This is a genomic window from Sulfurospirillum halorespirans DSM 13726 (genome assembly GCF_001723605.1).
GTDB lineage: Bacteria > Campylobacterota > Campylobacteria > Campylobacterales > Sulfurospirillaceae > Sulfurospirillum > Sulfurospirillum halorespirans.
In genome coordinates this window covers 1,312,220-1,337,266 of record NZ_CP017111.1, presented here as the reverse complement: position 1 = coordinate 1,337,266, position 25,047 = coordinate 1,312,220, and the positions used below count along the sequence as shown (strand labels likewise).

Sequence of the window (25,047 nt, the reverse complement as noted above, 5' to 3'; positions counted from 1 at the left end):
TTGTGGACAAAAGGTACAGCGATAAGCCGGGTTCTGTCGTGGGTGATTATTTATCTACGATCTATCTTACGATAGACCTCTAGCGAAGGGTTTATCGTGTGTGAGACCAAAACCATCCCTTCTTGCTGCAGGTTGGGTTTACATAGCTGCCTTAATTACTTAAAGCACTGGTGGGCTCTTACCCCACCGTTTCACCTTTTCCATTAAACTGTCTTCTTGGAGACAAGCAAAGCTCGTCACCAATTCATCTTACTTATGCTTGCGCTTTCGCAAGAGTGACAAAATGGTAGTTTACTCTCTGTTGCACTAATCCCTTAGGTTACCCTAGCCGTCCGTTAGACGGAACCATGTCTCACATGCAGCCCGGACTTTCCTCTTAAGAGAAACTCTCAAGCAATCACCTACTGTACCTTTTGAAGGATCGATTATAGCGAAACTTTTATTAGCTCTTCTATAATAACCGTCGCGTACGAGCCTTTAGGCAATGAAAAGTGCATTTCAAACCATGCCTCTTCCTCTTTATAAACGCCCTCAACATCTTCTGCAAAGCTCCACGCAAAACGTCTGCTTCCATTGAGTTTGTCTAAGAAAGGTTCACACTCTTCAAAAATCTGTTGTTCAATCACACCTGCTTCATACTCTGCTCGGATGTTTTTACCACCCAGTAACCAACCTGCAATGGTAATGCCATGCTCCAAAAAGCGCGGTAACTCTTCTTCCACATTTTCGCACACAAATGCTTTTCCCGCAGGGTAATGATGCAAAACATCTCCGTGAAGGAGTTTGAAGAATTGTGGCTGTTTTTTAAGGCTATCGACCATCTCTTTAGGTAAATTCGTTGCACGTGTTGCATCCGCTAAGTTAAACTCTTCTATCAAACGGCTGATTTCGATGCGCTTGGAAAGCCAGTTGTTAAAAAGATAACTTTGATAAGCATTAATGAAAAACTCTTTCATTTTATGATTGTGCTCTTTGCGCTTCCCCTCTAAAATTGCCTTACCTTTAACATAGTTATCGCCATCGATGCCAAAACGTTGGTACCCAAAGAAGTTGGGGAAACCCTCTTTGCTGATCTTTTTCAGCCCGTCTTGAAGTTTTCGTGCATCAATTGGGTTGACTTTTTTAAGACGGACAAAAAAGCGATTGCCCTTAAGATGCCCTGTGCGGATTTTGTTGTTATGGTAGGTCGTATCGAGTATTTTGATCTTATCGTGCGTAAAATTGGCAAGTTTTGGCTCGAAATTTTTATGCAGTGAAATGTACTGTGTCGTCATGCCATCTTTGTCTTTAAGCCCTGCATACCCAAAATCACGTACTTTGCAGCCTGTGACTTCGCTTAAATACTGCAACATATCCCATGTTGTCATATCTTTTTTTCTTACATGTAAAACGAGATGCTCGCCCTCGCCACTGAAAGGATACAGAGGAATTTCACTGACCACAAAGTCACTGCTATTTTTGGTAAACATCGCATTAATGGGCGAATGGGTGAGAAAAAATTGTCGAATCATAGATGTCCTTAAAATGGTTAAAAATGGTGTTCTTTACAATGACAAGCATAACGTTTACGCGCTACTTTGCCAATAATAGTAATTTTTGTGCGTGTCTGCTTAGCAATGCGCTCTATCGCCTTTTTTTTACGGGAATCAAAGGTGAATAGCATCTCGTACTCTTCGCCACTGCAGAGCGTTTTCTTGGGCATTTTACGCTTTACATGTAAACCCAAATTGCCACTGGCTTTGAGCAGTCTTGAGAGGTCTTTGGAGAGTCCATCGGAGATGTCCATCCCTGCGTTTAAATGCTTCGTAGCCTTATAGATAAACTGCGCTTTTAAATCAGGTTTCATAAACCGCGCATCTTTGCCAACAGTTCCACCACGCATCAGCCGTGTCAGCTCTTTGTGTGACTTTCCAAGCGTTCCTGTATACGCAACCAAATCACCTAGCTTCGCGCCACTTCGGTAGAGCACTTTGGAAGGGCGTTTGGCGATGATGGTGATGGAGATCATCAACTTTTCGCCCGCGGTAGTATCGCCACCGATGATCTCAACACCGTAGATTTGTGCTACTTTTTGAAACCCCACACCCAATTCACGTAGCTGCTCGTACGAAAACGATTTGGGTATCACAACCCCAATTAGTGCTAACGTGGGTTTGGCATTCATCGCAATGGCATCGGAGATATTGACCAGCATGCTTTTTTGCGCGATCTGCGTTAAACTCATCCACGAACGCTTAAAGTGAATACCTTCGCAAAACAGATCTTTTGAATAGACAAAATCCCCCACAACCGCACCGTCGTCGCCAATGCGTTTGCTGGAAAATTCTGAGATAAAAAATGCCTCTTTTGACATGGTGCCTCGCTTATTAAACTTTCCTATTGTAAGATGTTGTGCATTAAGAAGCCATTAGGGCGCAAAATGCGGGTTAAATCACTTTAAAATTGAGAGTTACGCTTAAGTAAAGATGCGCTAAAATAGATTCTCATACCTAAAAAGGAGTCCTCAATTATGGAGTGTAAGCTTGAGTTGAGCGTCTTTCGATTTGACGCTAAAACGGATTTTTTGCCTTATTATAAAAAACATTTTATAACCATCGATCGAAGTCTAACGCTTAATGATCTTCTTTTAAAGATCAAAGCCGAAGATGTCAGTTTTGACTACCCAAAAGGTGACTTGGCTGCTTTGAAAATTAACGGAAAAGCACTTTTTAGCAATGTCTCCATAGACGGACTTATCAACTCCTTTGGAAAATCACTCACCCTAGAGCCTCTTTCGACCAAGCGTGTCATCAAAGATATGATCATTAATACGGACGATTTTTACCAACGTTTTGATCTTTTGGATGCGTTTGTGGATGGTAAAGACAGACCCCTTTATGCGCACTACATCATCTACTACTACGCTTCAAGCGTGCTGGATTTACTTGAAAATTACCAAGGCGATGCCCTGTTTGCCTTTGCGTACGATATGATTCAAAAACACCCAGAACGCAAACGTGAGATTTTAGAAGTGATTGCAAACGATCAGAGCGGAATCTTTTTACATGTAAGATTGTGCACGAAAATTTACCCTTGTGGCGCGGAAGTTGAGAAGAAGATCACGGAGCTTAAAAATGACGTGATGAAACACCGACCCTTTTTGAACCCTCTTGTGGAAAAATTTTCACACCACCTCGATCTTTTGTAAGGAGAAACCATGAAAAACTATTTTCTTTTTGAATCCCTCATCGAGCGTGAAAAAACAGCCCCAATGATCACGGCTGCTCGAAAACTGATCGAACTCTTAGGCATCGATGCGCCCGCGCTCAAAGGGGCAAAAAATGATCTTGGAAGCGAATTTATGGGACTGGATCGTCTTAAATTTTTAGAGCATTATGCGTACAATCTTACCCTTGCCGCTACGGAAAAACGCGATATTGTCTGCATTGAGCAGAGCTCTTTCATTTGTCATGCGCACACCAAAGAGCTACTTTTAAACGATGCTAATCTGAAATTTGAGATCGCACAGCGTTTGGAAAAACACAATGTATCACTCAATTTAGAAGTGAATGTTCTCTCTTTAGAACAACTGCTGCTTGAAGAAGTCGGCGTGGAAAAACTAGCAAGTTTGGTGAAAAATCCCTTTACAAACTTTCAAGCAGCCCTTTTCTTAGGCTCAAACGCATGTCGTGCTAAAAAATACCGAAAAGAAGCGCTACTGTTACAACTGCTGGATCTCATCAAACTTAAAAGGGTCAAACACGAAAGTACCTATGAGAGTGATGGTTTTGAAGTCTACAGTGCCTCACCCCTTCTTGCCAAAAAACTCGCCTCCAAAGCGATGCTTGATATGTTCGATAATGCCGCAGATTTTGTACTGACCAGTGATGCACGAAGTTTTATCTTGTTTGATTTTTACCAAAAAGAGCTGGAGAAAACCGCAGGACGTGAAATAGGTCTCAGTGTCTTAAGCCTTGCCGAACTGCTTCTCTTAGCTTTTGTAGAGACGAATAAAAAAAGCATTGGGCTTGAGCAACACAAAGTCGCTATTACGCTTATTTAATCACCGCATAATAAAGGAGCAACACTGCTTGCTCCTTAAATCAATCTAAATCAGACTTATTTTATCCCTTTCTTAAGAGATATTTGCGTGGAAATTTAATATCATTTCACCACAAAATATGAAAAAGGAGTTCTAAAATGCCAAAAATCAATCGTTATGTTGATATTGACACCGTTGAGAGAGAAGCTAAGAAAGATTATATCGATAGACACTCTCCGTTTATCACCTGTGCTGCTACGGCAAAACAAAATGCGCCGTTTAAAGTCACTGTAAAAGTGGGTAATGCTTATACGCATCCTGATGATTTCGACCACTACATCGCTAATATCCAGCTTTATACGGGGGATGCACTTTTAGCGCGCGCTGATTTTATCTCTGGAACCCTGGGTGGACAAGATAAAAAAGGACAGGCAGAGGTCACATTTACCATCGTTCCAACGGGTAAAAAGCTGAGCCTTGTGGCACAAAGTTACTGTACAAAACACGGTGTTTGGGAAAGTGATCCTGTTGAAGTGAGTGTTGAAGAGTAGGTTTTTAGCGAAGCTTTCCAATATTTGATTGGAAAGCTTCATCTATTTTTGGTAAATCTATTCGGTAGCTTTTAAAAAATCTGCAAGTGACATTTCAAGTTTTTCGATCTTATGACCACTCAAAAACTTCTCCTCTTTTTTGCTGATCTTCTCTTTATCGTTGACCAAATAGCCATCTTTTAATCCTAAGGTCACTTCATTTGCCACCATACGATACGTATCGCGATCAAAATCAATCCCTAAGAAGAGATAACTTTTGTCATTTTTAAACGTCTTCAAAAACGGAGGAAGTGCATACCCACCCATCGCTTCGGTCAACCAATCGACAAAATCGGCATCGCTGATGATAAAGCTTTTCTCAGGCACCGTACAGCCGAGTGGTTTAAAAAGAATAGGCAACATTGGACTTAAAAGCTCTTTTTCCACACGCTGATATTCACCCGTCGAAACGGTGTACATGTAAACAAGAAAACGATCATATCCTGCCATAATACGGCTTACACCCGTGATAAGAAAATGATCCTGATCCGCGTAAAGTTTCAACAATGAATCATCCAAATTGAGATCAACCACATAGCGAGGCATTAACGTCTTAAGCCACATATACACTTCTGGCATGGGGTAAGGCTTTGCCGTGAAAATATGGTTCGTCATCTGCTCGATAAACGCTCTCCCTTTGCGTTGTTCCAAACTCATAGCAGCTCTGGAATACTCATACATCAAACGAGGCGACATCGCACGACCGCCATTGAGTGCTAAGATCATGGAGTCACTATCAAAGGGAATCTGTCCACCCTCCTCTGTTTTCGTCTCTTTAAAAACACCCATTCCGAGGAATGGAACTAAACGACCCTCTTTAATCTCTTTTTCAAAATCACTCTTCTTCACTCATGATCCTTCTCTGACACATCAATTTTTGATTAAAAGCGGGAAGCATAAGCAGCATCTCATCGGCACTAATGCCGTCTTCACTGCCCATTAACACAATACGTTCAACCGTATTTTCAAGCTCTCTCACATTTCCAGGCCATGTGTATTGGCACAGAATTTCCATCGCTTCATCGGTAATGACAATACGTTTTTTATGGTTGCTCATCGATTTTTGCAAAAAGAAATTGACCAAAAGCGCAATATCATCACCACGCTCACGAAGCGGCGGCAAATCAATGGGTATTACATTCAAACGATAGTAAAGATCTTCCCTAAAGGTACCATTTTTGACCATCTCTTCAAGGTTTCGGTTCGTTGCCGCAACAAGGCGGACATTGACTTTAACGGTCTTACTTCCACCGACGCGCTCAAACTCGCGCTCTTGTAAAACACGAAGCAATTTCACCTGCGCAGAGGCTGAAATATCGCCGATTTCATCCAAAAAGAGTGTTCCACCATCAGCGAGTTCAAAACGACCTTTGCGTGCCTCTTTCGCATCGGTAAACGCCCCTTTTTCATGCCCAAAAAGTTCACTCTCAATGAGCGTATCGGTGATGGCGGCACAGTTTAGCTTCACAAAAGGCTCTTCGCGACGTTTGGAACGCTTGTGAATCGCAGCAGCGACGAGCTCTTTTCCCGTCCCCGTCTCACCTCGTACCAAAACGGTGACATTGCTCTCCGCAATGCGCTCCACGACGTTGTAGACCATTTTCATCTTTGGACTCTCACCAATGATGTCTCCAAAATTGTGTACCTTGGAGTCCCACTCCATTTTGTAGTAGAGTTTAAGCTCTTTTAAACGCTCTTTTTCTTTGAGATTGATGTCATGTGAGCGAATAGACTGTGCAAAGATAGAGCTTAAAATGGTCAAAACACGAATCGTACTTTCAAAGTCAATCGCCGTTGTTTTGGTAATATTCGCCCCTAAAACACCGATCACTTCTTGATCAACGAGCATCGGAACGGCGATATACGAGATCGCATTTTGGTCACGATTGCCTGATTTATTGAGAAAGAGCATATCGTTGTGTAAATTTTCAATCACAACAGGCTCTTTACTCTCAGCCGCAAAACCAGTCGCGCCCTCACCCAATTTATACGTGGCAAGCTCTTTTTGGTGCTTACTAAAATCGATACAGGCGTAAATCGTTAAAATATTTTCTTCACCCAGCGTGTGAATTACGCATTTTTCAAGATGCAATCTATTTTTTAAAATCATTAATGCTTTTTCAAGCGATGCAACTAAATCAAGTGAGTTAGAGACAACCATTGCTGTCTCATAGAGTGTCATTAGTTCTCTGGTGGTGAGGCAATCCCCACACTTAGCATCAAATGCAACCATTTGCACTCCTTTATCTGTTTAAAATATTATAGTTGAAAATGAGCAGTTAATGCTCATATTTTATGTTTATATTTTAACCAAATCAGTCTGACAATTTCTTACAGACTTCCTCTTTTGGAAGCTTCTTGGGACCTGGTTGTATCCACCATGTTTCACCGTTACTAAGCTCCACTTCGCCACCCCACATCTCTTCGGTCTCAAACTCTATTTTGGTGATCGTCTCTTCCATATCTTTTTTTGCGATATAAAAGCAGATCTCGTTATTTTCTTCTCTGAGCATTACTTTAGCCATTACACAATCCTTATGTTAAAATTTTTTTGAGCCATTTGGTCAATCCGCCCTCTTCGTAGTGCACTTTAAAGAACCCTTTTTGGAGCTCTTTAATGAAAACATGGCGATTTCCCTCTTTACATGTAAAGGCAAAATCCTCCCTAAAATGCGCCCCCCTACTCTCTGCGCGTTGCATCGCAGAGAGGATGATCGCTTCACTCAGTTCCAACGCATTGCGCAGTTCTAAAATCGAAATCAGCTCAACGTTATTGTGCTTACTTTTATCAATGCAGTGAAGCGTATTGGACTCCAAGCGGAGGTATTTCATATAGTCAAATGCTTCTTGCAAAGAGCTTTCATTGCGAAAAATTCCTGCTTTATCAAACATGATTTTACCCACAGAAATACGCATCGCGTTAAAGTTTTTGGAGCAATCTCCATCAAAAATGCGTTGCACCAAATCCATATTTCTAATGACCACATTGTAATCAATCGGTAGGAACTCTTTATTGAACGCATACTCTTTGGCTTTTTTACCCGCAAGTTCGCCAAAAACAGCCCCTTCTAAGAGAGAATTTCCACCCAATCGGTTTGCGCCATGCACCCCAAGGGCAGCACTTTCACCGCAGATAAACAGACCTTTAACTTCACTGGAAGTCATCGTAGAAGCGATGCCTCCCATGCTGTAGTGTGCAACAGGTTTGATCTCTAAAAGTTCCGTGGAGAGGTCAATGCCGACTTGATTGTACGCATTTTTATACAAAGAAGGAACGCGTGTTTCTAAAATCTCTTTGGAGATATGACGCATATCAAGGTAGACTTTTTTGCCACTTCGCATCTGCTCAAAAATGGCGCGTGCAAGGACATCGCGCGTGCCAAGCTCGTTGACAAAACGCTCTCCATCCGCGTTGACAAGGTATCCACCCTCACCCCGCGCCGCTTCGGAGACCAAATAACTGGTCTTGGCAAATCCCGTGGGGTGAAACTGCACAAACTCCATATCTTTAAGGCTCATGCCAGCACGAAGGGCAACACTTAAAAGATCCCCCGTACAGTCTTGGGCATTGGTGCTAAAACCTCTGTAAATACCTGCGTAGCCGCCACCTGCAAAGACAACTGCTTTAGTGGGATAAACAACGACCGTAGAGTCCAGTTTTTTAAGCGTCACCACGCCACTGATGTACTCATCTATTTTGGTAATGTCCATCACAAAGTGGTTGACTAAAAAATCAACGCCGACCAGTTTTGCTTTTTTAATCAGCGCTTGTGTGATCGCAGAGCCCGTGCTATCGCCCACAAAACAGGTGCGTTTGGAACTTCCGCCTCCAAAACTGCGTTGCAATATCTTCCCATTAACATCGCGATCAAACGCAACACCGTATTCGACCAATTTTTTCATAATCAAAGGCGCTTGATGGCACAGGTAGCTGATCGCTTTTTTATCGCCCAAATCTTTGGAGCTTTTCATCGTATCATCGATGTGTTTTTGAATCTCGACCTCATCTTTTTCATCTAAAACAGCGTTGATACCACCACTCGCAACCGAACTATTGGATTTAAAGATATTGCTTTTGGTAATAATCGCAACGCTGTTGGTTTCACTCTTGGCTTCAATCGCTGCCATCAGACCTGCGATGCCTGAGCCTATGATGAGCACGTCGTATGTCATATTATCGCTCCACTTTGAAAAGAAGGTTGTATTTAGCACTGTTAGTCGCAGGAATAGAAGCAATACTAAGATTACTGCTCACGTGTTCACTTTTGCTTGAACTAAACAGTGACGTGATGATGCCTCTGGTCGAGCGTACAAACTGAAGGGCGAGTTGAACATCGCTTTGAAGCTCCATTTTTGAATCGAGCAGATACCCAACTTCAGGCTTAAACGGTTTTTGAAACAGGTGCATCTGTAACAACGAAGAGCTGCTCATGACGCCAAGACCCAGTTTGTGCGCCACTTGCAAGGGTGTGTAGTAGTTGCCATCGCGCATTTTTTGGTTTGGCACACTGTAGGCATTGGTTTTAGCGATATTAAAAGGCAGTTGGATGTACTTAAAATGATGATTAGATCCGCCCACGAGGCAAGCGACATCATAGACATCTTCGAGGTTAATGTACTCGCTATTGCCCTCTTCGTAGGTAAAAGCGTTCCACACAGCAATGCCATACGATTTGATCTTTCCCTCACGCACATGCTCTTCAAAACTAGCAAAAATCTCTTCGAGCTTTTTCAAAAAATGGTTATAGCCGATGCGTGTGAGTTGCGTTTCAGGATTGTGCAAAAAATAGATGTCCAAACACTCTACATGTAAATTAGACAGTGAGCGATCCAGAGAGTCTTTTAAAAAAGCGGGTGTCATACAGTGCTGATCCAGCTCGATGTCTTGCGTTGTCGCTAAACCCTTTTGAATAATATGCTCACTAATCCACTCATAAGGATTTGCAGGAAACGGAAAATCAAGCGGAACAAAGCCCCCTTTAGAACAGATAATGAGCTCTTCACGTTTGACTTCATCACGTGCAAAGAGTTCTTCAAGCACTTCCCCGATTTCACGTTCGCTTTGTTGATAGCGGTAGTTGATGGCGGTGTCGATCACATTCACGCCACTTTTAATGGCCGTTTTGAGCGCCTCTTTGTAATCAAATATGTAATTTTCTTCTTTATACGGCTCTTTTTTAAAGGTTCCGAACCCAAGCTTTGAAAAGATAAGCCCATTGTGTCTGGCATAAAAATCTTTATAGTGCGCAAAACGTTTAGCAAAATTATAAGTCGCTTCTGCTGTCGCATATGTCAAACACATTCTTTCTCTCTTTAAAAATGAACTTTAGTGTAACCCATTCTTTCATATACAAGAAACGTTCCGTATAGCGCCTGCAACGATTGGAAAGAGTTTTGAACGTGGTGCTACAAAACTACATACTTTTCTTAAAAAAATACTCAAAGATTACATGACTTTTACATGTAATTTTGAACACGATACGTCGCTTTTGTCTGTTATTCATTATCAAAAACCACCTATTACAGGGCTATAATAGCAAAAAATATTCAAAAAGCATGCTTTAAGGTGCCATTATTTTACCCTGGAAAATGAAAAAATCTTAATCCAAAACTAAAAGAATATATGATAGCTTTTACGCATCTAAGGGATTTTCGTGTTCTGTGCGATTTCTCCATGGTAAAGTTCTCTACGTTAGTGTTTCACATTTTATACGGAGGTAAGTTATGTCAGGAAGCAATACCAGCGCATCTTCAAAGATTGCTTGGTTATTTGTAGCCATTTTAGGTGCTTTTGCATTTGGTTACATTGCGTTGAACAGAGGTGAATCGATTAATGCTATGTGGGTATTAACCGCGTCTGTATGTGTCTATTTGATTGGATACCGTTTTTACAGCCTTTACATTGCAGATAAGGTTCTAAAGGTGGATGCCACACGTATGACACCCGCGTTTCGTCATAATGATGGACTTGATTACGTCCCAACCAACAAAGTCATTCTCTTTGGGCACCACTTTGCCGCCATCGCAGGAGCAGGTCCGCTTGTTGGTCCTGTTTTAGCCGCGCAAATGGGTTATTTGCCAAGTATGCTTTGGATCTTAATCGGTGTTGTTATCGCCGGTGCGGTGCAAGATTATATGGTTCTTTTTGTCTCCACCAGACGCGATGGTAGATCACTTGGTGATCTTGTTAAAACAGAAATGGGAACGATTCCTGGTGTTATTGCACTCATTGCGTGCTTTATGATCATGATCATTATCCTAGCGGTTCTTGCTATGGTTGTTGTTAAAGCCCTTACGCACAGTCCGTGGGGAACGTTTACGGTTGGCTTTACCATTCCACTTGCATTCATTATGGGAATTTACCTCCGCTTTATTCGCCCTGGTCGTATTCTTGAAGCATCTGTTTTTGGTATTGCTGGGCTTATTTTTGGCATTATCTTAGGAGGTCAAGTCGCGGTGAGTCCAACATGGGCACCTTACTTTGATCTTGATGGTGTTGCACTTACATGGGCATTGGTCATCTACGGTTTCGTAGCATCTGTACTTCCCGTATGGTTACTTTTGGCACCTCGTGATTACCTCTCCACGTTTCTCAAAATTGGCGCTATTGTAGGTCTTGCTATTGGTATTGTCGTGATGATGCCTCATATGCAAATGCCTGCGGTTACCAAATACGCTTTTGACAGTCATGGACCTGTTTGGGCAGGAACACTCTTCCCATTCTTGTTTATTACCATTGCGTGCGGCGCCGTTTCTGGTTTCCACGCCCTCATCTCTTCAGGTACCACACCTAAGATGCTTGCCAATGAAACCCAAGCACGTATGATTGGGTATGGTGGTATGTTGATGGAATCATTCGTTGCGATGATGGCACTGATTTCTGCGTCTATCATTGATCCGGGTGTTTACTTTGCAATGAACTCTCCTATGGGTGCACTAAACCCAACAGGTTTAGCCGACATCGCTGCTGCTGCTTCTGCAACGGTCAGTAGCTGGGGATTTGTGGTGACACCGGATATTCTGACTCAAATTGCAGCCGATGTGGGTGAAAAAAGCATTATCTCCCGTGCAGGTGGTGCACCAACCCTTGCTGTGGGTATGGCACACATCATCCATAGCGCACTTGGCGGACTTGGGTCTATGTCTTTTTGGTATCACTTCGCGATTTTGTTTGAAGCGCTCTTTATCTTGACAGCCGTTGATGCAGGTACACGTGCCGCTCGCTTTATGTTGCAAGATTTACTAGGACTCATCAATCCAAATCTTAAACGTACTAACTCATTGTTTGCCAACTTACTGGCTACGGCACTCGTGGTTGCATCATGGGGTTACTTCCTCTATGTCGGCGTTGTCGATCCATTGGGCGGTATCAATACGTTATGGCCACTCTTTGGTATTACGAACCAAATGCTAGCGGCGATTGCTCTCATGCTATGTACTGTGGTACTTTTCAAAATGAAACAACAAGCGGTTGCGTGGGTTTCCATCGTTCCAGCGACATGGCTTGTTATTTGTACGATGAGCGCAGGTTGGCTTAAAGCGTTTAGTTCTGATCCAGCGATCAGCTTCTTTGCAAAAGCAAACCAACTCCAAACACTGCTTGCAAGCGGTAATTTTAAACCTAATGCGGTTTTCAAATCTCAAGAAGCGGTTGAGCGCGTTATTTTCAATAACCAACTCGATGGTTTTTTAATTGTTGGATTTATGATCGTCGTTGTTGCAATGATTGGCTTTACGGTTCAAGCATGCCTTAAAGCACTCAAATCAGATCAACCAACTGCCGTTGAAGTCCCTTATGCTCCAATGCCTGCCAATGCAGAAGCGATCATTCGCGGAACTGCACACTAAGGTGTAAACATGAAGAGGTGGCAACACCTCTTCACCATTTAAAGGAAAACAATGTTTGAAAATCTTGCGAAAGCGGGGAAATATTTGGGGCAAGCCGCACGTTTGATGGTGGGTGTGCCTGATTATGACACGTATGTTCAACACATGCGCCTCACCCATCCGGAACAAACGCCCATGACATACGAAGAGTTTTACAGAGACCGTGTTGAAGCACGCTATGGAGGCAAAAATGGCAGCTCCCGCTGTTGCTGATGAGACACTAAGCCACACGCCGCTTCCCGTTACGCTTTTAACCGGTTTTTTAGGATCGGGCAAAACCACGCTGATCAACTATCTTTTAGAACACAATCACGGTGAACGCATTGCGATTATTGAAAATGAATTTGGCGCCGTTAATATCGATGGTGCTCTTTTAAAAAGTACCGAAGATGTCGAAATCGTCGAGCTTAGCAATGGCTGTGTTTGCTGTAGCATTAGAGGAGAATTAACCCAAGCACTTCACGAATTGCTTGCCAAAATTGACTCAGGTGCGTTTAGGGCCGATCGCCTGCTTTTAGAAACAACGGGGCTGGCAGATCCTGCACCGATTGTTCAAGCCTTTTTTGTTGATGAAATTATTCGTGAGCGCATCATGCTAGATGCGGTGATTACACTTGTAGATGCCATTCACATTCTTAAACAACTCGATGAACACCGAGTGGCTGCCTCGCAAATTGGTTTTGCTGATCGCATCATTTTAACGAAAGCCGATAGTGTTGATGAAGCACACAAAGAGATGGTGCTTTCGCGCATCCATGCGATTAACGCCAAAGCAGAGATTTTTGAAGCATATCAAGGTGAACTTCCTAAAGAGATTTGGATCGGCATTGGCGCGTTTGATCTCAGTGATTCTTTACATGTAAACCAAGGCTTTTACCAAGCCAAAGATGCAAAAAACATCCAGTTTAAGAGCTTTAGTGCGCAAAAACAGACCCAATCATGGAGCGATGACATCACATCGTATGTCTTTGAAGCGGGTGAGCTTGACATCAAAAAGATTGGTGCATTTATGGAGACACTTGTTGAGGAGTATGGCAACGATATGCTGCGCTACAAAGGTGTCCTTGCCGTGGAAAGCGATGAGCGTCGCTTGATCGTTCAAGGGGTACACAAAGTCGTAGGATTTGATTTTGGCTCACCCTTTGAGGATGAACGCAAATCGTTACTCGTGGTGATTGGTCGTTATCTGCCTTATGAAGAACTCAAAGTTCAGTTTCTCCAAACCATAGCTTAAGGGAAGCCATTGCTTCCTTCTGCTTTCAAATGAGCTATACTATCCACTTTAAAACTCAAAGGTAATTGTATGCGTTGCAAAGAAATGAGTTCTTTTATTGTTATGGACATCGTCAAAGAGGCTGAAAAGTTTGAAGACAGTATCCATTTTGAGATCGGACAACCTGATCTTCCACCCTCTCCCAAAGTGAAAAAAGCGTTACATGTAAGCATTGATGAAAACCGATTTTCCTACACGCAAAGCCACGGCTTAATTGCTTTACGTGAAAAAATTGCACAGCATTACGCTACAACCTACAATGTGAGAATTGACATCGACCAAATCTTTTTAACACCAGGAACCAGCGGTGCTTTTTTGATTGCGTATGCCCTTACCCTCAAAGGTGGCGCAACGCTAGGACTGAGCGATCCCTCTTACCCGTGTTACAAAAATTTTGCGCATCTTCTTGACATCAAATCTCTGTTTATGCCCATCGGCAAAGAGGATGATTTTGAATTACATGTAAAGGATTTAAAGCCACATCAGTTAGATGCACTTCAAATCTCTTCCCCTGCCAATCCTACGGGAAATATCTACGCTAAAGAGAATCTCCAAGCACTCGTCGAGTACTGTGAAAAGCAAAATATTGCGTTCATCTCCGATGAACTTTACCACGGTTTAACCTATGAAGAAAACGCCCACAGTGCGCTTGAATTTGGCAAAAACGTCTTGGTGATTAATGGTTTTTCAAAATACTACTGTATGCCCGGTCAGCGCTTAGGTTGGGTCATCGTTCCCAAAGAAAAAGTACGCCATGCCGAAATCGTCGCACAAAATCTTTTTATCTCTGCACCCACACTCAGCCAATACGGAGCTCTTGAAGCCTTTGATGAAGCCTACCTTGCTGAAATAAAAACCGAATTCAAAGCTCGACGTGACTACTTGTACACCGAACTCTCACAGCTTTTTGAGATCGATGCGAAACCTGAGGGGGCTTTTTACATCTGGGCAAATATCTCACAGTACTCCAATGACAGCTTTGCCTTTGCCAAAGAGCTTTTAGAAAACATCCATGTTGCAACCACACCGGGCATCGACTTTGGAAGTAATGGCACAGCGCATTACCTCCGCTTTGCTTACACCAGAAGCATTGAACATATGCGTGAAGGCATAGCTCGACTCAGGGATTATTTGTCCAAAAGAGGATAAAATCCAAAAAACAGATACAAGGAAACACAATGACCATCTCTAAAAATTCTGTCGTAACCCTCGAATACACCATCACCGATACGGCTAAAAACCTGCTGGATTCAGGTGCTGATTCGCTCATTTACCTTCATGGTGGTTATAACGACATCTTTGACAAAATCGAAAAAGAGCTCGAGGGTAAAACCGTAGGCGATAGCATCACCGTTCAACTTACACCCAAAGAGTCCTTTGGCGAATACGATGACTCACTCGTAAGCATCGAAGAGCGTGGTGAATTTGATGATAATATCTATGTGGGCGAGCAATTTGTCGAAGTCATTGAAGATGAAGACGAAGCGGTCGAAGATCAAAAAATCTCCTATACCATTAAAGAGATCACCAAAGACAATGTTACCTTAGATGGCAATCACCCACTTGCAGGCATTGATGTCATTTTTACGGCAACCGTTTTAGCGGTTCGTAAAGCAACGGCAAAAGAGATCAAAGAAGAGCACGCAAGATAAAAATCTTTACATGTAAGGAGGAAAACCTCCTTACATGTCAGTTTATTTGAACTTATCGACCATGAGTTCCGCAGGGTGAATCGCCTTGACTTTGGAGCCTGACTTATCCAAACCGCCTCGTAATTGAATCAAACAGCCCGGACACTCAGCAGAGACAAATTCTGCACCCGTTGCTTCGATATTTTCGAGCTTTCGTTTGAGCATTTGCATCGAAATCTCAGGTTGTTTAAGGGTGTAAGAACCGCCCATACCACAACATGTATCGCACTCATTCATCTCTTTGATTTCATAGCCTGCAGCACTAAGCGCATCTCTTGGCTCTTTTGAAATCCCCACATGGCGTTTAGCGTGACACGAGTCATGGTAGGTGAGCGTATGAAGTTTCATGCCTTCTTTTGGTGTCAAACGTTTTTCTTTAATCAGCTTATCGACCAATTCAGTGAACATATAGGTTTTTTCCGCCACTTTTTTAGCTTGAGGGATGAGGGATTCTCTGTGTTGTTCTTTAAGGATTTTTACCCACTCTTTTTTCAAAGCAGTCGTACAACTCGCACAACTGACAACAACATACTCAGGATTGCCCTCTAAAAGAGGCAAGATATTGCGCTCTGCAGCGTCTGCAGCCATATCAAACGAGCCACTTCCCCAATGTGGAATACCACAACATGATTGCGCTTCAGGGAAGAGCACTTCAATACCCGCTTTATTTAAAATCTTAACAATCGCCACGCCTGCGTCTGGATAGACAAAATCAAGCGCGCATCCTGCATAAAAGGCCGCTTTTTCAGTGCATTTGGGTTGTTTAATGGTTTTGAAAATATCCCTAAACGGAGAAGGTGCGACGGATGGCAAACTTCGATACTCCGAAAGACCAGAGAGGAACATCGGCAAGTGTCTGATAAATCCTTCTTTGACAAATGGCTTTTGAAGCACAGAAGCGGTACGAAGCATCGTGTGGAAAACCTTACGGTTGTTGATGACTTGAAGCGCACTTTTATAGATAAATGGCAAACCTTCTTTCGTAGCAGCACGACGACGAATTTCTAAAATGAGTCCAGGGATGTCAATTTTCGCGGCGCAAATCTCTTTACATTTGTCGCATCCGATACACAACGCTTGAATATCTTCAGCGGATTTAAGTTCATTAAACCATGCCGTTAAAATCGTACCAATACCGCCTGTGTAGATGTCACCAAAGACATGTCCAGTAACCAGACGATACACAGGGCACACATTCAAACAGGCGGCACAGCGAATGCACTGAAGCGCTTCTTTAAATTTAGGGTCTTCCGCCATCTTTATACGATTATTGTCCATTAAAACGATATGCACCTCTTTCATCGTCCCATCATCATTGAGCGTTGGAGCGGAGATAAACGATGCGTAACTGGTAAGAAGCTGACTGGTTGCATTTCTAGGAAGTGCGGCCAAAATAGGCGCTGCATCGGTGTAGTTAGGAACGAGTTTTTCAAGACCGACTAAGGCAACATGCACTTTTGGAAGCGTTGTGACAAGACGAGCATTGCCCTCGTTGGTACAGATGACGATGGAACCTGTCTCTGCGATGGCGATGTTCGCACCCGAAATGCCCATATCGGCTTCAAAAAACTTCTCACGAATCGCCGTTCGTGCCACTTTAACCAGCTTTTGAATGTCGTTATCTAAAGGTTGTTGTGTCTCTTCCGCAAAAAGATCTGAGATCTCCTCTTTGGTTAAGTGAAGTGCTGGCATAACCATGTGGGAAGGCGTTTGGTGCGCAAGCTGGCAGATCCATTCACCCAAATCGGTTTCGTCCGATTGAATGCCAAATTCATCAAGGAAATGGTTGAGATGAATCTCTTCGGTTGCCATCGATTTGGATTTGACGATTTTTTTGACACCTTTTTCTTTGCACAGATTGGCAATGTATTGCCTTGCTGCTTCAGCACTGCTAGCACGAAACACTTTAATGCCATTGGCTTCTGCATTTTTCTTAAACATTTCGGCTAATTCATCAAGACGACCGGCTGCTTCACCTTTAATATCTGCAATTTTCGAACGCAGTGCCTCAAAATCGACACCTTCAAACGCTTTTGCCCTCGTTGCGGGATAATTCCATCGGTCTAAAATACCTGCGAGGTTTTGATTTTCAAGGGCTTTGTGGATGGATGCTGACATATCTTGTTTCATGACTCTACTCCTTCTAACTCTAAATCATCGACACACACGATCACCAATCGCTCAGGGCCATGCACACCAATGGCAAGCATGCGTTCAATATCTGCTGTTTTACTCGCACCTGTGATAAGCGTGATGTATTTGTCATTTTTGGGGTGCATTTTGGTCATCAATGCAGGAATATCTGCAATGATTTTTGAAGTCGGAAGAATCGCTACATGTATCCACGCAAGTGCTGAAGCAAGGCGTTGCTCCACATCGGTCGAGTCTTGTGCCATACTGCCCGTCTCTGCCAAACCCCATTTTAACTGGGTTATCCCCACTTTGGCACCTTTTGCCAAATCCCGTGTCACGTGAAAATAAAGACCTGGAAATTTCTCTGCCATCGCTTGGTTGTCAAATTGCTTCAAGATGGGACTATCCGCCCAAACAGCGTAAGAGCCTGACGCATCTTTAACCTCCTCTGTTTCGAGGAACGATTCAATAAAACCAAGTGCCTCATTCGTTGTCGCAAAACGCTTCACTTCGGTATTGCCCGATGTTTCAGCCCTCGCTTTAAAATTTTCAAACATACGTATGTCTCCTTTTTATGTGAGCTAATCTTCTTTACATGTAAAGATAAAACTTAATCAAGTATAAATTATTATACTTAATGTAAATATAGAAATATTTTAGCTTGGGCGAATGACGAATGTATGAGATTATGAAAATTATGAGAAGGAGTGAATGCGGGGTTTACTTTCTGTTACATGAGAGAAGAAGAATTCTAAATTTCAAGAACTCTTCAACTCAATTTTTCCACTAGCATATTGATGCGCGATGGAACTTAAAAGCGTTTGGTATGGCATTCCTTGTGCCAAGGCTTTGGCTTTTAAGGCTTCTATATCGCTTTCTAAAAGGCGAATGCTGATCGCTTTTTTCTTGGTTGTTTGCTTCAGAGCAATGGCTTTGTAACGCGCTATTTCATCTTTGACATTCTCAACACTTGAAGCAGCTTCTGACTCAACATATTCTACAATTTTGGTCTCTTCTTTGGTTAATTTATCCATTTGATTTCTCCTGTGTATAGTACTTTTGGTATTTTCGAGAGGGAATGATGTTTTTTAAAAATATTTTCTCATCATCTTCCACAAACGGTACATAATAGACATACGCACGAATTTTGACGATAAAAAGTTTTTGATGTGCATAGCGTTCTTGATTGTGATGAGGCACCACATCTAAGAGTCTATCTTCGCTCATCGCCACCAAAACATCTTCAAAACAGACATTTCTCGTCTTTTTTAGCACGCTATTTTTTGCTTCATCCCATTCAAATTTCAAGAAAATCCTTTAAAATTTGTATATACAAAGCATATCTCTTTCTGTTTAAAATTACTCTTAAATCTTCTCTTACTCTTTACATGTAAAACCATTTCAAACCTTAACTCCGCTATAATTTCGCCATGAACATCAACACCTTCAGGGCTTTTCGAAGTCTTAATTATCGACTCTTTTTTGCAGGGCAGTCTGTTTCGCTTATGGGCACATGGATGCAGCGAACGGCTGTTTATTGGGTGATTTATGTGCAGACGAACTCTGCTTTTATCTTGGGGCTTAGTGTGTTTGCCTCTCAGTTTCCCTCTTTTTTATTCTCCCTTTTAGGTGGTGCCATCGCCGATCGGTACAATCGTTTCAATGTGCTTCTGTTTACCCAAATTGCTTCGATGATTCAAGCTATTATTATGACATTGATCGTTTTTTTTACCGATTATTCGGTCGTGGAGCTGATTGTTTTAAGCGTCATATTAGGTATCATCAATGCGTTTGATGTACCTGCGCGTCAGTCTTTGATGCATGTTATGGTGAGCCAAAAAGAGGATGTGGGCAATGCGATTGCGCTGAACTCTTCCATGGTCAATCTCGCGCGTCTCATTGGGCCTGCTGTTGCGGGTCTTATCCTTGAAAGCTTTGGAGCGGGCATCTGTTTTATGATCAACGCGTTCAGTTTTGTCGCCGTGATCGCCTCGTTGCTTCTGTTAAAATTGCCTGCGTATATCCCCCAAGCTCACACGCAAAAAGTTTTGAGCGATCTTAAAGATGGTCTGCGCTACCTCAAAGCCACCCCAAGTCTTGGTGTGCTGGTTTTACTGCTTGCGTTGATGAGTCTGCTCGTATTGCCATACACAACGCTGTTTCCGATCATTGCCAAAGAGACGTTGGCGGGAGATGCGACGATTTACGGGTATTTGAACAGTTTTGTAGGCATTGGCGCACTCAGTGGCGCGCTTTTGCTTGCGTCGCTTAAAACCAGTAATAACTTAAGAAAATTACTGATTCTTGCCACCGTGCTTCTTGGTTTTGGGTTGGTCTGTTTTGCCCTTTCACACACGTTAACTTTTGCGTTTTTCTTTTGCACGGTTGCAGGATTTGGTATGATGCTTCAAACGACTATCATCAACACGCTTCTTCAAACCACCTCTTCAAGTGAAATGCGAGGACGGGTCATCAGCTATTTTGCGATGGCTTTTTTTGGCACGCAACCCATTGGCGCGCTCTTAATTGGTACGATTTCGCACTATTTTGGCGCGGCGGAGACTTTGCTGTTTGAGGGATGTATTGCTCTTTTCATCATCGCACTTTTTTCACGCTACTTATGGAAGAGCGCACAAGGTGTTAAGCCATCATAACTAGGCTATAATGCTCTCATGAGACCACTTTACAAAGGCACGAGCATGAAAAATATCGATGAAGAGAAACGAATCGTTGTCTTAATAGATGCGGACAATGCGCAACAAAGCAAACTAGAACTGATCTTAGCCGAACTCTCAACACACGGACATATCATTGTCAAACGCGCTTACGGTGACTGGTCGAGCAGTTACCTTAAAAATTGGAAAGAGAGCCTCAATGAGCTAGCGGTTCAGCCGATTCAGCAGTTTGCGTACACGACGGGAAAAAATTCGACCGATGCTTCGATGATTATCGATGCAATGGATCTACTCTATACGCAAAAATTCGACGCCTTCGCACTTGTATCGAGTGATAGTGACTTTACCAAGCTTGCTTCACGTCTGAAAGAGTCGGAGATTTACGTCTTTGGATTTGGCGAGCATAAAACGCCGATTTCGTTTCGTAATGCCTGCGATGACTTTATTTTCACCGAAAACCTCAGTGTCAACACCGAAACACTCGAAGGCACGCCTGAGCAAAAACCTTCCAAAGTCTCCAATGATGACCTGCTTAAAGAGCTTGCAAAAATTTTACATGTAGGCTGGGAAAAGACCCAAGATGATGAGGGTTGGGCAAGTGTTTCAGCCGCAGGTGCGTACATCAAACGCCAGTCTCCCGACTTTGACCCGCGTACCTATGGCTCTAGCAAGATCACCTCGCTCCTTGCGAAGCTTGGCGAACACTTTGAAATGAAACGTTATCCTGGTAAAGGAACAACGACCATTGTCGATTACCGTCCTGTTGCGAAAAAAGCCACCGCCGCTCCTAAAAGACGTCGCTAGTTTTTCAGCTCCAGTCCCAATGAGGGTGCAATCGCTCTCATTGCGGCAATCACATCGGTAATGAGCTCATCCAAACTCACACCCAGCATATCCGCCCCTTTTGAAATGACTTCCCTGCTTGCCCCTGCGGCAAAACCTTTGTCTTTAAACTTCTTTTTCGCCGATGAGAGCTCCAAATCCATCACCGATTTGCTTGGTCTGACCAGCGCACACGCGGTGATAAGCCCAGTAAGTTCATCCACAGCATAAAGGGTTTTCTCCATTGGACTGAGAGGTTCGACATCGGAGCAAATGCCCCAGCCATGAGAGACGATAGCGCGTATAATCTCCTCACTATAGCCCTTTTCACGCATAATTTCTGCGGTTTTTGTGCAGTGAAGCTCTGGGTATTTTTCATAGTCCAGATCGTGCAAAAGTCCGACAATTCCCCATTTTTCCTCATCTTCGCCTGCTTTTCGTGCAAAATAACGCATCGTTCCCTCAACGGCTAATCCATGGGTTGTAAGTGCCGCGCCATTATAGGCTTTCAACAAGGCAAACGCCTCTTCTCGTGTTGGCATTTCTATCCTTTACATGTAAATATATTATTTTACCGTTTTACATGTAAAGATTCAAAAAAGTTTCTTTTGTGTGACCAAATCTTTTGTTTATTGTGTTACAATACCAACTTTAAAACAATCTTTACTGATTGAATTAATATTAATAAGAATCTATAAACTAAAGAGACTCTTTATGATAGATAATAATATTAACGTTTATCGTATCAACGCAGGTTCCTGTAATGGCTGTGATGTCGAGCTTTTGGCAAGCATCCTTGTTCCCAAATTTGGCTTTGACACGCTTCATTGCACCTACACCAACACTCCTGAAGAGGCAAATATTGTCATCGTCACGGGTTCCATCACCACGCGTTCTAAACCTTTTTTAGAAGCCACGCTCAAACGATTGCCCGATGAAAAAGTGGTCGTTGCCATGGGAATTTGCCCGATCACGGGTGGCGTATTTCGTGATAGCTACTCCATTGAAGGACCACTGGATCGCTTTGTGAATGTCGATGTCAACATCGCTGGCTGTCCGCCCTCACCGCAGAGCATCGTCGATGGACTCATTAAAGCCTGTGCGCTTTGGAAAGAGAAGGTGAGTGCATGAATGCCTACAAAGGAAAAATCACGTTCGATAAAGAGCAGTGTGTTCTGTGCCAAACCTGTGTATTTGTCTGCCCTGCAGGAGCGATCAACATCTCGTGTGTTGAGCCCCAACGCTACGACTTCATCATCTGGCATAACACCTGTACCGTGTGCGGCAACTGTACTTACTTCTGCCCAACGGGTGCTATCACGCTAAGTAACACGCTGGCGGAAGCGACACCGCAAAGTGAAAAGTACACTTCCATTACTGCCAATATGGTTGAGTATACGCAGTGTCCCAACTGTCATGAACCGATGATAAATGTTCCTCTAACGATGCTTAAACGTGGGTTTAAAAACGTGAGTAACCCTATTACCGCTCTGTTTAAACTCTGCCCAAAATGCAGGCGTGAACATACTTTCAAACAAAGAGTCCTCTAAATGAAATCTTTACATGTAAAACTCAATGACGTTCTTGGTGCCTTAAAATTGGGGTGCCATTTTGATAAGAAAGGTGATAGCCTTTGGTGCGAAATAGACGATAAAGCCCTACTTTTAAGCCTTGCCGAAATCCTTCAAACCATGAATGCTCGGGTCTGTATGATCACCGCGCATCAAAAGGAAGATGCACATGAACTGGTCTATCACTTCGACCTTGATGGCATTATGATCAATGTCAAACTGCACATCACCGACAAAAGTGTTCCCTCCATCACACCACTGTTTAAAAGTGCGGACTGGACGGAGAGGGAACTTTCTGAAATTTATGGTATTGCTATCCTCAATCACCCCAATCCCAAACGCCTTTTTCTTGATGAAGCGATTAAAGAGAATGTTCTTAAAGAGTACTATTCGCTTTCCTCAGCCATGAGTGGCAAAGTCAGCCAAGCACTGTGGAACCGCGTCAAAGCAGAAGAAGGAGTCCTTCATGGATAACACCAAAGTCATTTTAGGACCGTTTGATGTGGCACTTGAAGAGCCCGTTTATTTTAAAATCGAACCCAATCGTGATGGTAAAACGATCAAAACGGTTGACATGATCAACGGATTTGTTCACCGTGGCATCGAGTCTATCGTGCTTCAACGAAATTTTTTGCAAAATCTCATCATCACCGAAAAAGTCTGCGCACTCTGCTCAAACAACCACCCGTTTACCTACTGCATGGCGGTGGAGAAGATCGCAGGACTCAGCCTTCCTGAACGAGCTCTTTACCTTCGTGTTGTTGCCGATGAGATCAAGCGCATCGCAAGCCATCTTTTTAACCTTGGTATGCTCAGCCATCTCATTCACAACAAAGCGTTGATGACACAGTTTTTAGAGACACGTGAAGATTTCCAAGACCTGAAAGAGTCCATTTGGGGCAATCGCATGGACTTAAGCGCCAACACGATTGGTGGCGTAAAATTTGATCTGGATGCCAAACTGATCGCTTCCATCAAAACGACACTGGATCAAAACAGAAGCAAGATCGAAGCATTTATCGCTCTGTTTGAAACCGATGCCACGCTCATTTCCAGACTCTCTGGTGTGGGTGTTTTGGGCTATGAAGACGCACTCAGACTTGGCGTTGTAGGTCCTGTAGCACGTGCGAGTGGTGTGAACAATGATGTGCGAAAACGCTCTCCGTATGCCGCGTATGACAAACTCTCTTTTGATGTCGTGCTTCAAAAAGATGGCGATGTACTCTCACGCGCCAAAGTGAGACTGTATGAAATTTTAGAGTCCATGAAACTGCTCCATCAAGCACTGGACGCCCTTCCAAAAGGCGATATTGTACTTCCAACACGCACACTCATTCCAGAAGGTGAAGCCATCTCTCGCACCGAAGCGCCGCGTGGTGAGCTGGTGTATTACCTTAAAACCAATGGCAGTCAAAAGCCTGAGCGGATGAAGTGGCGCGTGCCGACCTATATGAACTGGGAAGCGCTTAAAGTGATGATGCCAAACAATAGCATTGACGATGTTGCACTGATTTTCAACAGCATCGATCCTTGTATCTCTTGTACCGAGCGTTAAGATGAGACATCGATTTATTTTAGCCGATAGCACCAAATGTGTGGGGTGTTTGAGTTGTGAGTTGGCATGTGCCGCCAGTTACCAAGGCATTGCCTTTGAGGAAGCCTACACCACCAAAGTGCCGCTGATTTCGCGGAATCGTGTGGTAAAAGTGGAAACCAAAACGGCACCACTTCAGTGTATGCACTGCGAAGATGCACCCTGTGCGATTATCTGTCCGCATGGCGTCATTGAGCGGATGGATGGGTTTATCAAACTGCATGAAGAAGCGTGTGTCGGGTGCGGATGCTGTTCACTCGTCTGCCCGTATGGCGCGATTATCATGATTCAAAAAGAAGACCGACGCGTTGCGGTGAAATGCAATCTCTGCTTTAGCCATCCGCAAGGGCCTTCGTGCGTGCGTGTCTGCACCACCGATGCGATTCGTCTGGTCGATTACGATACGTTTGAAACGCTTATGGCAGCCAAAGGCTAAGGGTTATGCACGAGTATTCCATCGTCGCTTCACTCATTGATTTGTGTGAAAAAGAGGCGAAAAAGCACCATGCTAAGGCGATTAAGCGTCTTGAAATTCGTGTGGGAAGACTTAGCGGCATTGAGGTTCATTTTTTGGAACAGTGTTTTGATACCTTTAAAGAAGAGACCATTTGTCACAATGCGACGCTCGTTGTTGAGCTGTGCGAAGTGGTGCTGTTGTGTACCTCATGTCATGAACAAAGTGTCGTGAGCGAAAACCATTTTATCTGTCCCAAATGTCACAGTGAGGACGTTTCCATGATAGGCGGGCAAGAGTTACATGTAAAAAGTATAGAGATCATAGAGGAATAGC

The 25,047-nt window shown here is 43.3% G+C and carries 28 protein-coding genes and 1 other RNA gene; 16 read left to right on the top strand and 13 right to left on the bottom strand.

The features are described 5' to 3' along the window. Positions 1 to 6: 6 nt before the first annotated feature. The 3 genes from rnpB to SHALO_RS06645 all read right to left on the bottom strand — a co-directional run bounded on the left by rnpB (position 7) and on the right by SHALO_RS06645 (position 2,353). An RNA gene (gene rnpB / locus SHALO_RS06655) (RNase P RNA component class A) lies at positions 7 to 413 on the bottom strand. Between the two features lie 12 nt (positions 414 to 425). Further along, positions 426 to 1,511 carry a tRNA pseudouridine(13) synthase TruD gene (gene truD / locus SHALO_RS06650; RefSeq protein WP_069477908.1) on the bottom strand — a complete coding sequence of 362 codons (1,086 nt, stop codon included), beginning with the start codon at positions 1,509 to 1,511 and terminating at the stop codon, positions 426 to 428. Positions 1,512 to 1,528: 17 nt separating this feature from the next. Further along, positions 1,529 to 2,353: a thiamine-phosphate kinase gene (locus SHALO_RS06645; protein WP_069477907.1), complete on the bottom strand. Its 825-nt coding sequence runs from the start codon at positions 2,351 to 2,353 to the stop codon at positions 1,529 to 1,531. Between the two features lie 156 nt (positions 2,354 to 2,509). Here SHALO_RS06645 and SHALO_RS06640 point away from each other — a divergent pair, with 156 nt between their 5' ends. The 3 genes from SHALO_RS06640 (at position 2,510) to SHALO_RS06630 (ending at position 4,572) form a co-directional block, all read left to right on the top strand. Further along, the gene (locus tag SHALO_RS06640) at positions 2,510 to 3,187 is read left to right on the top strand and encodes a DUF5644 domain-containing protein (RefSeq protein ID WP_069477906.1); all 678 of its coding nucleotides are present in this window, start codon (positions 2,510 to 2,512) and stop codon (positions 3,185 to 3,187) included. A gap of 9 nt (positions 3,188 to 3,196) precedes the next feature. Beyond that, positions 3,197 to 4,042 carry an HdrB C-terminal domain-containing protein gene (locus tag SHALO_RS06635; protein WP_069477905.1) on the top strand — a complete coding sequence of 282 codons (846 nt, stop codon included), beginning with the start codon at positions 3,197 to 3,199 and terminating at the stop codon, positions 4,040 to 4,042. A 137-nt stretch (positions 4,043 to 4,179) separates the two neighbouring features. Further along, entirely contained in the window at positions 4,180 to 4,572 is a 393-nt protein-coding gene (locus SHALO_RS06630) for a class II SORL domain-containing protein (protein ID WP_069477904.1), read from the top strand. Positions 4,573 to 4,629: 57 nt separating this feature from the next. On the opposite strand, the gene SHALO_RS06625 is transcribed toward SHALO_RS06630, so the two are convergent. The 5 genes from SHALO_RS06625 to SHALO_RS06605 all read right to left on the bottom strand — a co-directional run bounded on the left by SHALO_RS06625 (position 4,630) and on the right by SHALO_RS06605 (position 9,913). Next, positions 4,630 to 5,460 carry an SIR2 family protein gene (locus SHALO_RS06625; protein WP_069477903.1) on the bottom strand — a complete coding sequence of 277 codons (831 nt, stop codon included), beginning with the start codon at positions 5,458 to 5,460 and terminating at the stop codon, positions 4,630 to 4,632. Continuing rightward, positions 5,447 to 6,844, bottom strand: coding sequence for a sigma 54-interacting transcriptional regulator (locus tag SHALO_RS06620; protein ID WP_025344470.1), 1,398 nt, complete (start codon positions 6,842 to 6,844; stop codon positions 5,447 to 5,449). Before SHALO_RS06620 ends, SHALO_RS06625 begins: the two co-directional genes overlap by 14 nt. Before the next feature lie 82 nt (positions 6,845 to 6,926). Then, positions 6,927 to 7,136, bottom strand: coding sequence for a putative nitrogen fixation protein NifT (nifT, locus tag SHALO_RS06615; RefSeq protein WP_069477902.1), 210 nt, complete (start codon positions 7,134 to 7,136; stop codon positions 6,927 to 6,929). A gap of 10 nt (positions 7,137 to 7,146) precedes the next feature. Next, complete coding sequence (locus tag SHALO_RS06610) at positions 7,147 to 8,784, bottom strand: L-aspartate oxidase (RefSeq protein ID WP_069477901.1); 1,638 nt, start codon at positions 8,782 to 8,784, stop codon at positions 7,147 to 7,149. A gap of 1 nt (position 8,785) precedes the next feature. Next, positions 8,786 to 9,913: an aldo/keto reductase gene (locus SHALO_RS06605; protein ID WP_238585306.1), complete on the bottom strand. Its 1,128-nt coding sequence runs from the start codon at positions 9,911 to 9,913 to the stop codon at positions 8,786 to 8,788. 422 nt (positions 9,914 to 10,335) lie between these two features. On the opposite strand from SHALO_RS06605, the gene cstA reads away from it, so the two are divergent. From cstA to SHALO_RS06580, 5 genes are all read left to right on the top strand, one after another. Continuing rightward, positions 10,336 to 12,459, top strand: coding sequence for a pyruvate/proton symporter CstA (gene cstA / locus SHALO_RS06600; protein ID WP_069477900.1), 2,124 nt, complete (start codon positions 10,336 to 10,338; stop codon positions 12,457 to 12,459). Positions 12,460 to 12,510: 51 nt separating this feature from the next. Further along, positions 12,511 to 12,711, top strand: coding sequence for a YbdD/YjiX family protein (locus SHALO_RS06595; protein ID WP_069477899.1), 201 nt, complete (start codon positions 12,511 to 12,513; stop codon positions 12,709 to 12,711). Beyond that, the gene (locus SHALO_RS06590; protein WP_145923238.1) at positions 12,689 to 13,732 is read left to right on the top strand and encodes a CobW family GTP-binding protein; all 1,044 of its coding nucleotides are present in this window, start codon (positions 12,689 to 12,691) and stop codon (positions 13,730 to 13,732) included. Before SHALO_RS06595 ends, SHALO_RS06590 begins: the two co-directional genes overlap by 23 nt. A 69-nt stretch (positions 13,733 to 13,801) precedes the next feature. Further along, positions 13,802 to 14,920, top strand: a complete 1,119-nt coding sequence (locus SHALO_RS06585; RefSeq protein ID WP_069477897.1) for a pyridoxal phosphate-dependent aminotransferase — start codon at positions 13,802 to 13,804, stop codon at positions 14,918 to 14,920. Positions 14,921 to 14,949: 29 nt separating this feature from the next. Then, positions 14,950 to 15,423: an FKBP-type peptidyl-prolyl cis-trans isomerase gene (locus tag SHALO_RS06580; protein ID WP_069477896.1), complete on the top strand. Its 474-nt coding sequence runs from the start codon at positions 14,950 to 14,952 to the stop codon at positions 15,421 to 15,423. 42 nt (positions 15,424 to 15,465) lie between these two features. Here the strand turns inward: SHALO_RS06580 and ldhH are convergent, their stop codons facing one another. From ldhH to SHALO_RS06560, 4 genes are all read right to left on the bottom strand, one after another. Then, positions 15,466 to 17,592 carry an L-lactate dehydrogenase (quinone) large subunit LdhH gene (gene ldhH / locus SHALO_RS06575; protein WP_069477895.1) on the bottom strand — a complete coding sequence of 709 codons (2,127 nt, stop codon included), beginning with the start codon at positions 17,590 to 17,592 and terminating at the stop codon, positions 15,466 to 15,468. Continuing rightward, a complete protein-coding gene (locus tag SHALO_RS06570) occupies positions 17,589 to 18,152 on the bottom strand; it encodes a LutC/YkgG family protein (RefSeq protein WP_069477894.1) in 564 nt (187 codons plus the stop codon). The genes ldhH and SHALO_RS06570 overlap by 4 nt, the downstream gene beginning before the upstream one ends. A 201-nt stretch (positions 18,153 to 18,353) precedes the next feature. After that, positions 18,354 to 18,629, bottom strand: coding sequence for a hypothetical protein (locus SHALO_RS06565; RefSeq protein ID WP_069477893.1), 276 nt, complete (start codon positions 18,627 to 18,629; stop codon positions 18,354 to 18,356). Then, entirely contained in the window at positions 18,622 to 18,903 is a 282-nt protein-coding gene (locus SHALO_RS06560; RefSeq protein ID WP_069477892.1) for a BrnT family toxin, read from the bottom strand. The genes SHALO_RS06565 and SHALO_RS06560 overlap by 8 nt, the downstream gene beginning before the upstream one ends. 122 nt (positions 18,904 to 19,025) lie before the next feature. Here SHALO_RS06560 and SHALO_RS06555 point away from each other — a divergent pair, with 122 nt between their 5' ends. Together SHALO_RS06555 and SHALO_RS06550 are read left to right on the top strand one after the other, a co-directional pair. Continuing rightward, the gene (locus tag SHALO_RS06555; protein WP_069477891.1) at positions 19,026 to 20,249 is read left to right on the top strand and encodes an MFS transporter; all 1,224 of its coding nucleotides are present in this window, start codon (positions 19,026 to 19,028) and stop codon (positions 20,247 to 20,249) included. A 45-nt stretch (positions 20,250 to 20,294) separates the two neighbouring features. After that, on the top strand, positions 20,295 to 21,074 hold the full coding sequence (locus tag SHALO_RS06550) for an NYN domain-containing protein (RefSeq protein WP_069479352.1): 780 nt from the start codon (positions 20,295 to 20,297) through the stop codon (positions 21,072 to 21,074). On the opposite strand, the gene SHALO_RS06545 is transcribed toward SHALO_RS06550, so the two are convergent. Beyond that, positions 21,071 to 21,634 (bottom strand): HDIG domain-containing metalloprotein, encoded by a 564-nt coding sequence (locus SHALO_RS06545; RefSeq protein ID WP_069477890.1) that lies wholly within the window; start codon positions 21,632 to 21,634, stop codon positions 21,071 to 21,073. The genes SHALO_RS06550 and SHALO_RS06545 overlap by 4 nt on opposite strands. A gap of 172 nt (positions 21,635 to 21,806) precedes the next feature. On the opposite strand from SHALO_RS06545, the gene SHALO_RS06540 reads away from it, so the two are divergent. Genes SHALO_RS06540 through hypA form a run of 6 tightly spaced genes read left to right on the top strand, consistent with a single transcriptional unit; the run spans position 21,807 to position 25,046 of the window. Beyond that, positions 21,807 to 22,223 (top strand): NADH-quinone oxidoreductase subunit B family protein, encoded by a 417-nt coding sequence (locus SHALO_RS06540; RefSeq protein WP_069477889.1) that lies wholly within the window; start codon positions 21,807 to 21,809, stop codon positions 22,221 to 22,223. Next, positions 22,220 to 22,642 (top strand): 4Fe-4S dicluster domain-containing protein, encoded by a 423-nt coding sequence (locus tag SHALO_RS06535; RefSeq protein WP_069477888.1) that lies wholly within the window; start codon positions 22,220 to 22,222, stop codon positions 22,640 to 22,642. The genes SHALO_RS06540 and SHALO_RS06535 overlap by 4 nt, the downstream gene beginning before the upstream one ends. Continuing rightward, positions 22,643 to 23,137, top strand: coding sequence for an NADH-quinone oxidoreductase subunit C (locus SHALO_RS06530; RefSeq protein ID WP_069477887.1), 495 nt, complete (start codon positions 22,643 to 22,645; stop codon positions 23,135 to 23,137). It begins immediately after the preceding gene. Continuing rightward, the gene (locus SHALO_RS06525) at positions 23,130 to 24,218 is read left to right on the top strand and encodes a hydrogenase large subunit (protein WP_069477886.1); all 1,089 of its coding nucleotides are present in this window, start codon (positions 23,130 to 23,132) and stop codon (positions 24,216 to 24,218) included. The genes SHALO_RS06530 and SHALO_RS06525 overlap by 8 nt, the downstream gene beginning before the upstream one ends. Position 24,219: 1 nt before the next feature. Next, complete coding sequence (locus tag SHALO_RS06520; RefSeq protein ID WP_069477885.1) at positions 24,220 to 24,693, top strand: 4Fe-4S dicluster domain-containing protein; 474 nt, start codon at positions 24,220 to 24,222, stop codon at positions 24,691 to 24,693. A gap of 5 nt (positions 24,694 to 24,698) precedes the next feature. Next, positions 24,699 to 25,046, top strand: coding sequence for a hydrogenase maturation nickel metallochaperone HypA (gene hypA, locus SHALO_RS06515; protein WP_069477884.1), 348 nt, complete (start codon positions 24,699 to 24,701; stop codon positions 25,044 to 25,046). Position 25,047: the final 1 nt, after the last annotated feature.